We start from the raw sequence: 11,528 nt of genomic DNA, 5'->3' as shown, positions 1-11,528 counted from the left end.
CGGGTCAGCGGGTCCTGCGGTCGATCAGCGGCACGGGACGGCGCCGCCCCGCCTCCTCGACGACGCCCGGGAGCGGCACGTCCCAGCCCGGCTCGACCGCGAAGCACCACGCGGCGGCCTCCGCCGTCGCCGGGACGTCCCGCAGCGTCAGCGCGACCAGCCGTGGCCGCTCCGCCGTGCGCGCCAGTTCGGCCAGCTCCGCCGTCGGCAGGAACACCAGGTAGTCCAGCTCGCGGCCCCGCGAGGTCACCCGCCGCACCGCCGCGATCGCCGCCACGTCCGCCCAGGGCAGTACGCGCTCACCGCGCCGGGGCAGCGGCCACCGCGCCGGCCGCCGCAGCCCGTCCGCGTCCATCTCCAGGACGGGGCGCCGCGCCAGCATCCCGCCGGCCGAGACCGCCAGACCCGCGCCGAACAGCGTGATCCCGGCCACTCCGAGCAGCAGGAACACCGCGCTGCCCACCGTCAGGCCGCGCATCACCGCGCCCGCCACGAACCCCGCCGAGGCCAGGAACAAGATCACCAATGCGATGGCCAGCCGCGCCCCCGCCCAGGTGACCCGGTTCCGCACCGCGAACACCTCGCGGGGCGCTAGTCCGTCTTCACCGCGCACAGCAGGCCGTCGCCCACCGGGATCAGCAGCGGGACGAGCCGCTCGTCCTCGCGGATCGAGCGGTGCACCTCGCGGATCGCCTCGGTCTCGGGGTCGCGGCGGGAGGGGTCGGCGACCTGGTTCTCCCACAGCGCGTTGTCGAACGCGACGACGCCGCCGGGACGCAGCAGCCGCAGCGCCGCCGTCAGGTACTCGGGGTACTCCTGCTTCACCGCGTCGCAGAACACCATGTCGTAGGCGCCGTCGGTGAGCCTCGGCAGCACCTCCAGCGCCCGTCCGATGATCATCCGGGTGCGGGACGAGCCGAGCCCGGCCTCCCGGTAGGCGAGCTTGGCCAGGCGCTGGTGCTCGGGCTCGACGTCCACGCTCGTCAGCACCGCGTCCTTGGCCATGCCGCGCAGGAGCCAGACGCCGGAGACGCCGCAGCCGGAGCCGACCTCCACGACCGTCCGGGCGCCGATGAGGGTCGCCACGAAGCGCAGCGCGGCGCCGCCCGCCGGGCTGATCGGCGTCGCGCCGATCTCCTCGCCGCGGCGCCGGGCGGCCACGAGCGGCTCGTCTTCGGGGAGGAATTCCTCCACGTAGGCCAGGGTGGCCTGAATGGCGTCGATGGCTGCCTCCTCGCGGGACCCCCGCCTGGCTCATGCTGGAAAGACCATATCGCTGACAGGGAACCATCTGGAGTGTCAGCGCGTTCTAACCAGCGACGGAGCACATCACCCCGATGAGCCGAGTCGTAGTACCGAGTCGGTTCAGAACCGCCCCAGCCCAGGCGAGACCGTGCCGTTCCAAGGCGAGACCTTGGCTCACGAGAGAGGAACAGCCCGGCACCATGGGAGTCGCAGCACTGAGTTTTAGAGGCGCTGTGGGGGTCGGCCCCAGGCAGGGGTTGGGAAGCGCCGCGCGCACACGGGAGAACGCCCCCGAGGCCGAATGGGCGCCGCCGTCCTGGGACGAGGTCGTGCGCGAGCATTCCGCGCGCGTCTACCGGCTCGCCTACCGCCTCACCGGAAACCAGCACGACGCCGAGGACCTCACCCAGGAGGTCTTCGTCCGCGTGTTCCGCTCTTTGTCGAACTACACCCCGGGCACGTTCGAGGGGTGGCTGCACCGGATCACCACGAACCTCTTCCTCGACATGGCGCGGCGCCGCCAGCGCATCCGCTTCGAGGGACTCGCCGACGACGCCGCCGAGCGCCTCCAGGGCCGCGAGCCCACCCCGGCGCAGGCGTTCGACGACACCAACTTCGACGCCGACGTCCAGGCCGCGCTCGACGCCCTGGCCCCCGAGTACCGGGCGGCCGTGGTGCTGTGCGACATCGAGGGCCTCTCGTATGAGGAGATCTCGGCGACGCTCGGCGTCAAGCTCGGCACCGTCCGCAGCCGGATCCACCGCGGCCGCGCCCAGCTGCGCGCCGCCCTGGAGCACAGGGCCCCGACGCGCCGCCGCCCTGGGACGAGGAACGAGTTCCAGGCCGGTAAGGCCGGGGAGGCCGCGGTAGCGGCCGGGGTGCACAGCCCTGGGACGAGGAACGAGTTCCAGGCGGGAAAGGCTGAGGAGGCCGCTGCCGCGGGGATACACGCGGGCGGCTACCAGGTGCTCGCGGCGGAGGGCGCGCAAGCCCTGCCGCGGCCGGAGGGCGTGTAAGCAGGCGACCCGCGCGCGGGCGGGGAACCGCGCGCGCATCCACGGAAAACCACGAGAGGCGTCATGACGGAGCGGAGCGAGGGCATCAGCGCGGCCTTTGCCGGGGGGCGGGGGCCGTCCTCACGCGGGGAGGCCGTGTGAGCTGCCTGGGGGAGCGACTGACCGCTCTGGTCGACGGAGAGCTCGGGCACGAGGAGCGCGACAGGGCGCTCGCCCACCTCGCGGGCTGCGCGCGGTGCCGCGCCGAGGCCGACGAGCTGCGGCAGATCAAGGGCCGCCTGCGGGGACTGTCCCGGCTGCCCGCCTCCGACGGCGCCGACGACCTTCCCACCGATGACTTCCTGACCCGGCTGCGCTCGCTGGCCGAACCCGCCGCGCCCGCCGCGCCGGACGACGCGTCCGGCACGCGCCCCGCTCACCCCGGGACGCTCGGCGGCCAGTCCACGCGGCCGATGCGGCAGCCCGTGCGCGGGGCCGGGCCGGGCCGTCCGCGCGACAACCGCCCGGCGGGCCGCGCCGTCGCCTCGGCGGGCTCCGGCGCCCTGCGCCGCCATCAGCGCCGCTACCTGGTCGTGGGCGCCGCCACCCTGTTCCTCGGGCTCGGCGCCGCGTCCTACGCCGCCGGCGGACGCCAGGAGGCGCCCGCCGTCACCCCCGCCTTCGACCGGTTCGCCGTCGAGCACGCGCTGACCTCCGGTGACACGCCGATGACCGACCCGCTCACCGACCCGGTCAACCAGATCCAGACCTCGCCTGGGCCGTGACCCGCTACACCGGCACCGGCCGGGCGCGACGCCGCGCCCTGGTGGCCGGTGGGCTGGCGGGGGCGCTCGCGTTCGCCGGCACGGTGACCGGTGACGCCGGGCCCGCCCGCGGCGTCCGCAGCGACCCCGGCGCGGTCGGCCTGCTGCGCGCCGCCGCCGACGCCGCGCGCCGCGTCCCCTACGAGGGGCGGCGCTTCCTCACCACCTGGAACCGCGGCCGCTCCGCGACGGCGGAGGTCGCGGTGACGCACCGGCCGGGCGAGGGCGTCCGGTACCGGGCCTCCTCGGGCGCGGAGGGCTACCGCCCCGACTCGGCCGCCGACGAGAGCGCCGGGATCGTCGCCGCGACGCTCGGGCTGCTGGCCCGCAACTACTCGGTGTCCCGCGTGGCGGACGCGCGCGCCTGCGGACGCGCCGCCCACGTCGTCGAGGCCCGCCGGCCCGGCGGCGGCACCGCCGGGCGGTTCTGGATCGACTCCGAGACCGGGCTGATGCTGTACCGGGAGCTGATCGACGCCACCGGGCGGCGCGTCGTCGCGACCGGGTTCACCGAGATCGATCTGGACGTCCCCGCCGCGGGCCCGAGGATCACGCTGCGCCCCGCGCCGCCCGCCCGGGGCGCCGACCGCCCCGACCCGGACATGGTGGACGCCCAGGCGGCCGCGCTCGCCCCGTGGGGGGAGCGGCTGGACGGGGCGCGCCTCGCCCGGCTCCGCTCGGAGGGCTGGCCCATCCCGAAGGACCTGCCGGGCAGGCTCACGCTCTACGACGCGCGCAGCGACGGCGCGACCGTCCACCTCAGCTACTCCGACGGGCTCGCCGCCGTCTCCGTCTTCGTCCAGCGCGGCAGCCTGGACGAGGCGCGCCTGCCCGGCTGGCAGAAGACCGTGCGCCGGGGCCGGACGGTGTACCGCCGCGAGGCGCTGCGCCGCTGGGCGATCTCCTCGGGGAACGGGTACGTCTCGACGGTGCTGACGGACGTGCCGCAGAGCACCGCCGAGGCCGTCGCCCTCGACCTGCCGCGCGGCGGCGTCCCGTTCTGGACGCGGCTCGCGCGCGGCGCCCGGCGCCTCGGTTCGGCCGCCAATCCCTTCGGCTGAGGGGGGTGCCGCGGTTCGCCCGGCGGTCACGGAAGGTCTTATGCTCGCCACATGCGCGGCGGGGCACGATGAGCGCGGATGAAGAGAACCATGCTCGGTAGGAGATGGGGATGACGGAAGACAACCGCGGGCCGGGCGAGGCGCGGCCGGAGGACGAGGACACCGTCCCCGGCGACGAGCCTGAACGGCAGGAGGCGCCCGCTCCCCCCGAGACGGTCGCCGACCAGGAGCTCCCCCTGGGGCAGTCGGCGGCCGGGGCCGCACCGCAGGGCGCCGGGCCGGGCGAGGGCCGCCGCTGGAGCACCGGTCCCGAGGACGACCGGCCCGAGGACGGCCGGCTCCACGACGACCGTCCGCAGGACGACCTCCCGCAGGACGACCGTCCGCAGGACGACAACGGCGACCGGCTGGTGGCGGGCGGCTTCGTGCCGCCCGACGCCCCGCTCGGCGGCGGGCGGGAGACCTCGCCCGCGCGCGACACCCCGATGGACATGCCGATGCGGGAGCTGCACGACACGCCCCCGCGCGAGCTGGGCCTCCAGGAGGTCCCGGTCCAGGACGCGCCGCCGCGCGACATGCCGCAGCCGCCGCCCGTCCCGCTCGACAAGCCGCTGATGGAGGGCCCCGAGTCCCGTCCGCGGCCCGGGTTCGTCCCGCACCACCAGGACCCGCGCGCCCACGACCCCCGCGCCCAGGGCGGCCCGCCGCCGTACGGGGGATGGCAGTCCCACCAGGGGCCCCCGCCGCCGGTCGGCGGCCCGCCCCCGGGCGGCCCGCCGATGGGCCCGCCGCCCGCGCCGATGGGCCCGCCGCCTCCGGGCGGCCCGCGCCCGATGGGCGGCTTCGGCGGCCCGCCCGGCACCGGCCCGAACTGGGCGCCGGTGCCGGCGATGCCGTCCTCGTCGGGGCGGGGCCCCGGCCTCGGCCTGCTGGCCGTCGTCGCGCTGATCGTGGCCCTGGTGGCCGGTGCCGTCGGCGCCGGGATCGGGGTCATGGCGACCGACGACGGCGACGACGGCGGCTCGGTGAGCCTCGGCGGCGGCAGCGGCGGCGGCGACACCAAGGTGCAGAACCGCCCGCCGGACTCGGTGGCCGGGGTCGCGCAGCGCGTGCTGCCGAGCGTGGTCATGATCCGCGTGCAGTCCTCGCAGGGCGAGGTCGGCGGCACCGGGTTCATCGTCAACGGCGGCTACGTCGTCACCAACAACCACGTGGTCGCGGGCGGCGGCAACGGCGGCCAGATCCAGATCGTCTTCAACGACAAGAAGACGCTGTCGGCGACCGTCAAGGGCGCCGACCCGAGCTCGGACGTCGCGGTGCTCAAGCCCGAGGGCCAGCACTCGCTGCCCGCGCTCCAGGTCGGCGACTCCGCCGCGATCGCGGTCGGCGACCCGGTGATCGCGATCGGCTCGCCGCTCGGCCTCCAGGGCTCGGTCACCACCGGCATCGTCAGCTCCCTGAACCGCGCGGTGCCCACGCAGGGCGAGGGCGGCGCCGACGCGTCCTACCTCAACGCCATCCAGACCGACGCGGCGATCAACCCCGGCAACTCCGGCGGCCCGCTGGTGGACGCCAAGGGACGCGTGATCGGCATCAACACCGCGATCGCGACCGTCGGCGGCCAGTCGATGGGCGGCGAGGGCCAGGGCGGCAGCATCGGCCTCGGCTTCGCGATCCCGATCAACCAGGGCAAGCGGGTCGCCGAGGAGATCATCCGGACCGGCACCGTCAAGCAGGCCAAGCTGGGCGTGCTGCCCGACCCGCGCTACCAGCAGGGCGGCGCCAGGATCCTGCCGCAGCCGGTCAACGGCCAGGCCCCGGTCACCAAGAACGGCCCGGCCGACAAGGCGGGCCTGAAGCCCGGCGACGTGATCACCGCGCTGGACGGCAAGCCCATCGAGGACGCCACCGACCTGATCGCCCAGATCCGCAGCCGCGCGCCGGGCGACCGGGTGAAGGTGACCTTCCGGCGGACGGGCAAGGAGAGCACCGTGGAGATCACCCTCGGTTCCGACTGAGGCACGCTCCGATCGGGCCGCGTCGATCAGGGCACGCGCCGCCCAGAAGGCGGCACGGATGTTCAGATCCGGTTCATCCGATACGGGATACGCTGGGGGGACCGGTCCGCGCAGGGCCGGTCCCTTTGGCTGCTGGAGGACGGGTTGTTCGACGTCGGTATCGGCGAGATGGCGGTGCTCGTCGTGCTCGCGCTGGTCATCTTCGGCGACAAGCTGCCCCAGGCCGCCGGGCAGGCGGGACGGATGCTGCGGCAGTTCCGCCAGATGGCCAACTCCGCGAAGGCGGACCTCCAGGAGGGCCTCGGGCCGGAGTTCAAGGACTTCGACCTCAACGACCTGAACCCGAAGACGTTCGTCCGCAAGCACCTGCTGGAGGACGAGGACGACGACGCCTACGCCAGCGCGAACGGCGGCCTGGTCAACGGCGAGGACCCGTCCTACGCGACCGCGGGCGGCCTCGCCTACGACGAACGGCCGCCCTTCGACCCCGAGGCCACCTGACCGCGGCCCCGGTGGCCCCGGGTGGACGGCCCGGGTAGAGGGCCCGGGGTCAGCGGCCCTTCGGGGAGATGCCCAGCGACATGCCGGCCAGCCCCCGGCTGCGCCCGGAGAGCTGCTCGGCGATCGTGCGCAGCTCCTTGGCGGCGCCCGCGTCGGGGTCGGCGAGCACCAGCGGCACACCGCTGTCGCCGCCCTCGCGCAGCCTCGGGTCGATCTGGACCTGGCCGAGCAGCGGGACGCGGGTGCCGAGCGTCGCCGTCAGCGCGTCCGCGACGGTCTGGCCGCCGCCGACGCCGAAGATGTCCTGCCGCTCGCCGCAGTGCGGGCACGCCAGGTAGGACATGTTCTCGATCACACCGACGACCTGCTGGTGCGTCTGCGCGGCGATCGCCCCGGCCCGCTCGGCGACCTCGGCGGCGGCCTGCTGCGGGGTGGTGACGACCAGGATCTCGGCCGAGGGCAGCAGCTGCGCCACCGAGATCGCGATGTCGCCGGTGCCGGGCGGCAGGTCCATCAGCAGGATGTCGAGGTCGCCCCAGTAGACGTCGGTGAGGAACTGCTGGAGCGCGCGGTGCAGCATCGGGCCCCGCCACACCACCGGCTGGTTCCCGGCGGTGAACATGCCCACCGAGATCACCTTCACGTCATGCGCGGTCGGCGGCATGATCATGTCCTCGACCTTGGTCGGCGGGTGCTCGACGCCGAGCATGCGCGGCACCGAGTGGCCGTAGATGTCGGCGTCCACGACGCCGACCTTGCGGCCCTGCGCGGCGAGGGCCGCGGCCAGGTTCACGGTGACCGACGACTTGCCCACGCCGCCCTTGCCGCTCGCGACCGCGTACACCTTGGTCAGCGAGTTCGGCTTGGCGAAGGGGATCTCCTTGGCGGGCTGCCCGCCGCGCAGCTTGGTCTGGAGGTCCTTGCGCTGCTCCTCGCTCATCACGTCCAGCTCCACCTGGACGGAGGCGACGCCCTCCAGCCGGGAGACGGCCTCGGTGACGTTCTTGGTGATGGTGTCCCGCATGGGACATCCGGCCACGGTCAGGTAGATCCCGACGCGGACGCCGCCGCCCGCGTCGATGTCGATGTTCCTGACCATGTCGAGCTCGGTGATCGGCTTGCGGATCTCGGGGTCGTTCACCGTGGCGAGAGCCTCGGTCACCCGCTCGGTCGTCAACTGGGAGGCCATGTCCCCATGGTATGAACTCGGTGGCCGTGCCCGCCAATCCGGGTGCCGGGTCTCTCACCCCGCGCCCGCCCGCCGTACGATCGACGGGTGACCACCCAGCACAGCCCCGTCGCGGACATCCCCGTCCAGGCCGAGGAACGGGCGCCCGCGCCCGGCCGTCCGTCCGGGCACGCGGCCGGCGACGCCGCCGGTCCGGCCCCGGCCGCCGAGCCGGCGGTCTGGCGGACGATGCTGCGCGCCCAGGTGCGGATCTCCCGCCGCCTCCAGGCCGACCTGCTGGCCGAGCACGACCTGCCGCTGGCCTTCTACGACGTGCTCACCCACCTCGGTGAGGCGCCGTGCGGGCGGCTGCGCATGAACGACCTCGCCGACCGGGTGCTGCTGTCGCGCAGCGGGCTGACCCGGCTGGTCGACCGGCTGGAGCGGGAGGGCCTGGTCGCCCGGCAGACGTGCCCGAGCGACGCGCGCGGCCTGTACGCGGCCCTGACCCCGACGGGCCGGGCGCGGCTGGAGGAGGCCGCCCCCACCTACCGGCGCGGCGTCCGCGACCACGTCCTCAGCCGCCTGGACGACGACGACCTGCGCCTGTTCGGCCACCTGCTCGGCAAGCTCGCCGACGAGCCCGTCGACGGGTCCGCCGCCGAGTCCGTTGACGAGGCCGTTGACGAGTCCGTTGACGCGGCGGCCTCCTTCCCCCGGGAGGGGGTCAGCGCGCGTCCCGCTCCTTGAGCATCTGCTGCAACTCCGACCGGAGGAAGTCGCGGGTCACGACCTCGTTCAGCGCCACCCGCAGCCCGGCGATCTCCCGGGTGAGGTACTCGGTGTCGGCGATCGTCCGCTCGTTGCGGGCGCGGTCCTGCTCGTACTGGACGCGGTCGCGGTCGTCCTGCCGGTTCTGGGCCAGCAGGATCAGCGGCGCCGCGTAGGACGCCTGGAGCGACAGCATCAGCGTCAGGAAGATGAACGGGTACGGGTCGAACCGCAGCGCGGGCGGCACCACCAGGTTCCAGACGATCCACACGGCCACGAACACCGTCATGTAGACCAGGAACCGGGCGGTGCCGAGGAACCGGGCGATCCGCTCCGACAGCCGCCCGAACGACTCCGGGTCGTAGTGGGGCCGCGGCAGCAGCGTCCGCCGGATCTCGCGGGGCTGGTCCAGCCGGGTGCTCATCTCGCGTGTGGTCATCTCGTCCCCTCGCCGCCCCGCAGGGCCTCCTCCTCCGGATCGGAGGGCGCCTCGGCGCTCGCGTCCATCACGGTCTCCCGCCAGTCCTCGGGCAGGAGGTGGTCGAGGACGTCGTCGATCGTCACCGAGCCGAGCAGGTGCCCGTCCTCGTCCACGACCGCGCCCGCGACCAGGTTGTAGGTGGCCAGGAACATCGCGACCGCCGCCAGCGACATCGTCGGGCGCAGCGGGTCCAGCTCGGCGTCGACGATGCCGCTGACCAGCGTCGGCGGCGGCTCGCGCAGCAGCCGCTGGAAGTGCACGGTGCCGAGGTAGCGGCCGGTCGGCGTCGCGGTCGGCGGCCGGCACACATACACCTGCGCGGCCAGCGCCGGGTTCAGGTCGGGGTTGCGGATCTGCGCGAGCGCCTCGGCGACGGTCGCGTCCGGCGCGACGATCACCGGGTCGGTGGTCATCAGCCCGCCCGCCGAGTCGTCGGCGTAGGTCAGCAGCCGCCGGACGGGCGCCGCGTCGCGCGGCTCCATCAGCGTCAGCAGCCGCTCGCGCTGCTCGGTCGGCAGCTCGCCGAGCAGGTCGGCGGCGTCGTCGGGGCCCATCGCCTCCAGGACGTCGGCGGCCCGGTCGTCCTCCAGCTTGCCGAGGATCTCGACCTGGTCGTCCTCGGGCAGCTCCTCAAGGACGTCGGCGAGGCGCTCGTCGTCCAGCGCGACCGCGACCTCGGTGCGGCGCTTCTCCGGCAGCTCGTGGACGATGCCCGCGAGGTCGGCGGGCTTCATCCGCTCGAACGCGGCGATCAGCCCGGCCGCGCCCTGGCCGTGCTCGACGGCGGAGAAGCCCTCGACGGCGTCGAAGTCCACGACCAGGCTCTCGCCCCGGCGCCGCAGGCCGCGCCCGCGCCCGCCCCTGCGGCCCCGGTTGACGGCGACCTTGCCGATCAGCCAGTCCCGGGTGCGGGTCGGCTCCATCGCCACGTCCACGACGGAGACGGGCTCGCCGGAGGCGCGGAAGCGGACCGTGCGGTCCAGCATCTCGGCGATCACGAGCGTCTCGGACTCGCGCTTGTGGAAGCGGCGCATGTTCAGCCTGCCGTCGAAGACGATCGCGTCGGCCTCGACCACCGTGACCCGGGTGATCGGCAGGAACACCGGGCGGCGCGGCCCCACCTCCACGACCAGCCCGAGCACGCGGGGCGGGCGGGGCGCGAGGCGCAGCGCGACCACCACGTCGCGGACCCGGCCGACCTGGTCGCCGGCGGGGTCGAACACCGCTATCCCGGCGAGGCGGGCGATGAACACCCGGCCCGGAGATCCGCTCATGGGCAGGACACTACCCGTGATCTTGCAGCTCATCCGAGGCGGCGGACGCGCCGCGCGCGGCCCCTCGCCGGGGCCGGTGTCACATTGGTGTCACATTGCGGCGGCGCGCCTCGTCCTCATGGTGACGGGCGGAGACAGGGCGGGGGCGCCCCGGGGCCGGCGGCGGGACGGGCCGCGGGGCGGGCGACCCCGTGCGGACGGAGGCACCCATGGCGCGCACCCCCTTCGAGCACGGCGCGGACGCTCGGGCAGACTCGTGCTTTGTGAGCGAGTCGGCGCAGGACCCTTTCGAGGAGCACCGGAACCTGCTGTTCGCCGTGGCCTACCGGATGCTCGGCACCGCGGCCGACGCCGAGGACGCCGTCCAGGACGCGTGGCTGCGCTGGTCGGCCGGGGACCGCGGGGACGTCGCCGACCCCAAGGCCTACCTCGTCCGGATCACCACCAACATCGCGCTGGACCGGCTGCGCTCGGCGCGGGCGCAGCGCGAGACCTACGTCGGGCCGTGGCTGCCCGAGCCGATCCTGACCTCCCCGGACATCGCCGAGGCCACCGAGATGTCGGAGTCGGTGTCGATGGCGATGCTCGTCGTCCTGGAGACGCTGAGCCCGCTGGAGCGGGCGGTGTTCGTGCTCAAGGAGGTCTTCGGCTACCCCTACGCCGAGATCGGGAAGGCGATCGACCGGTCGGAGTCCTCGGTGCGCCAACTCGGCACCCGCGCCCGCAAGCACGTCGAGGCGCGCCGCCCCCGCTTCGAGGCGGGCGGCGCCGAGCGGCGCGCCGCGACCGACCGGTTCTTCGACGCGGTGCTCGGCGGCGACATCAACCGGCTGATGGAGGTCCTCGCGCCCGACGTGGCGCTGTGGACGGACGGCGGTGGCAAGGTCCAGGCCGCGCGGCGCGTCATCCACGGCGCCGACAAGGTCGGGCGCTGGCTCACGGCGGTCTCGGGCGTGCCCTACGCGGGCGTCGAGTGGGACGACATGCGGCCGCGGCGCGTCCGGCTCAACGGCGAGCCCGGCCTCGTCGTCGACGGCCCGGACGGCCCGATCACCGCGTTCGTCGTCGCGCTCGGCGCGGACGGCCGGGTGGAGGCGATCCACATCGTCTCCAACCCCGACAAGCTCCAGGCGGTCGCGGCGGGCCGCGAACTGCCGATCTAGGGCGATCCAGGGCCGATCCAGGCGGGG

The 11,528-nt window shown here is 74.7% G+C and carries 11 protein-coding genes and 1 pseudogene; 7 read left to right on the top strand and 5 right to left on the bottom strand.

Annotated elements, in window-relative coordinates:
* Positions 1–4: 4 nt before the first annotated feature.
* Both GNZ18_RS24720 and GNZ18_RS24715 read right to left on the bottom strand, forming a co-directional pair.
* A complete protein-coding gene (locus GNZ18_RS24720) occupies positions 5–571 on the bottom strand; it encodes a hypothetical protein (RefSeq protein ID WP_156218936.1) in 567 nt (188 codons plus the stop codon).
* A gap of 20 nt (positions 572–591) precedes the next feature.
* Complete coding sequence (locus GNZ18_RS24715) at positions 592–1,194, bottom strand: O-methyltransferase (RefSeq protein WP_214616816.1); 603 nt, start codon at positions 1,192–1,194, stop codon at positions 592–594.
* Positions 1,195–1,445: 251 nt separating this feature from the next.
* On the opposite strand from GNZ18_RS24715, the pseudogene sigE reads away from it, so the two are divergent.
* From sigE to GNZ18_RS24690, 5 genes and pseudogenes are all read left to right on the top strand, one after another.
* Positions 1,446–2,057: pseudogene (gene sigE, locus GNZ18_RS24710) on the top strand (RNA polymerase sigma factor SigE); the annotation flags it as partial.
* 341 nt (positions 2,058–2,398) lie between these two features.
* On the top strand, positions 2,399–3,025 hold the full coding sequence (locus GNZ18_RS41490; protein ID WP_312874710.1) for an anti-sigma factor family protein: 627 nt from the start codon (positions 2,399–2,401) through the stop codon (positions 3,023–3,025).
* Positions 3,022–4,125, top strand: coding sequence for a MucB/RseB C-terminal domain-containing protein (locus GNZ18_RS43760; protein ID WP_156218934.1), 1,104 nt, complete (start codon positions 3,022–3,024; stop codon positions 4,123–4,125). The genes GNZ18_RS41490 and GNZ18_RS43760 overlap by 4 nt, the downstream gene beginning before the upstream one ends.
* Before the next feature lie 110 nt (positions 4,126–4,235).
* Entirely contained in the window at positions 4,236–6,143 is a 1,908-nt protein-coding gene (locus GNZ18_RS24695) for a S1C family serine protease (RefSeq protein WP_156218933.1), read from the top strand.
* A 144-nt stretch (positions 6,144–6,287) separates the two neighbouring features.
* Positions 6,288–6,644, top strand: a complete 357-nt coding sequence (locus GNZ18_RS24690; RefSeq protein WP_156218932.1) for a sec-independent translocase — start codon at positions 6,288–6,290, stop codon at positions 6,642–6,644.
* A 49-nt stretch (positions 6,645–6,693) separates the two neighbouring features.
* Here GNZ18_RS24690 and GNZ18_RS24685 read toward each other — a convergent pair whose 3' ends face one another.
* Complete coding sequence (locus GNZ18_RS24685) at positions 6,694–7,833, bottom strand: Mrp/NBP35 family ATP-binding protein (protein ID WP_156218931.1); 1,140 nt, start codon at positions 7,831–7,833, stop codon at positions 6,694–6,696.
* An 87-nt stretch (positions 7,834–7,920) separates the two neighbouring features.
* Here GNZ18_RS24685 and GNZ18_RS24680 point away from each other — a divergent pair, with 87 nt between their 5' ends.
* Positions 7,921–8,562, top strand: a complete 642-nt coding sequence (locus GNZ18_RS24680; RefSeq protein ID WP_312874709.1) for a MarR family winged helix-turn-helix transcriptional regulator — start codon at positions 7,921–7,923, stop codon at positions 8,560–8,562.
* Here the strand turns inward: GNZ18_RS24680 and GNZ18_RS24675 are convergent.
* Positions 8,540–9,007 carry a DUF1003 domain-containing protein gene (locus tag GNZ18_RS24675; RefSeq protein WP_214617392.1) on the bottom strand — a complete coding sequence of 156 codons (468 nt, stop codon included), beginning with the start codon at positions 9,005–9,007 and terminating at the stop codon, positions 8,540–8,542. The two genes, GNZ18_RS24680 and GNZ18_RS24675, sit on opposite strands and share 23 nt — an antisense overlap.
* Before the next feature lie 11 nt (positions 9,008–9,018).
* Positions 9,019–10,338 (bottom strand): magnesium transporter MgtE N-terminal domain-containing protein, encoded by a 1,320-nt coding sequence (locus tag GNZ18_RS24670; protein ID WP_246250315.1) that lies wholly within the window; start codon positions 10,336–10,338, stop codon positions 9,019–9,021.
* A 209-nt stretch (positions 10,339–10,547) separates the two neighbouring features.
* On the opposite strand from GNZ18_RS24670, the gene GNZ18_RS24665 reads away from it, so the two are divergent.
* Positions 10,548–11,501, top strand: coding sequence for an RNA polymerase sigma-70 factor (locus GNZ18_RS24665; RefSeq protein WP_156218928.1), 954 nt, complete (start codon positions 10,548–10,550; stop codon positions 11,499–11,501).
* The last annotated feature ends 27 nt before the right edge of the window (positions 11,502–11,528 follow it).

This window comes from Actinomadura litoris, from assembly GCF_009733595.1.
Classification (GTDB): domain Bacteria; phylum Actinomycetota; class Actinomycetes; order Streptosporangiales; family Streptosporangiaceae; genus Spirillospora; species Spirillospora litoris.
This window is presented reverse-complemented; position numbering and strand designations above follow the sequence as displayed.

Bases quoted from the DNA above. Each gene is read 5' to 3' on its own strand.
- GNZ18_RS24695 (WP_156218933.1), top strand. From the start codon at position 4,236: ATGACGGAAGACAACCGCGGGCCGGGCGAGGCGCGGCCGGAGGACGAG.
- GNZ18_RS24685 (WP_156218931.1), bottom strand. From the start codon at position 7,833: ATGGCCTCCCAGTTGACGACCGAGCGGGTGACCGAGGCTCTCGCCACG.
- GNZ18_RS24675 (WP_214617392.1), bottom strand. From the start codon at position 9,007: ATGAGCACCCGGCTGGACCAGCCCCGCGAGATCCGGCGGACGCTGCTG.
- GNZ18_RS24670 (WP_246250315.1), bottom strand. From the start codon at position 10,338: ATGAGCGGATCTCCGGGCCGGGTGTTCATCGCCCGCCTCGCCGGGATA.
- GNZ18_RS24665 (WP_156218928.1), top strand. From the start codon at position 10,548: ATGGCGCGCACCCCCTTCGAGCACGGCGCGGACGCTCGGGCAGACTCG.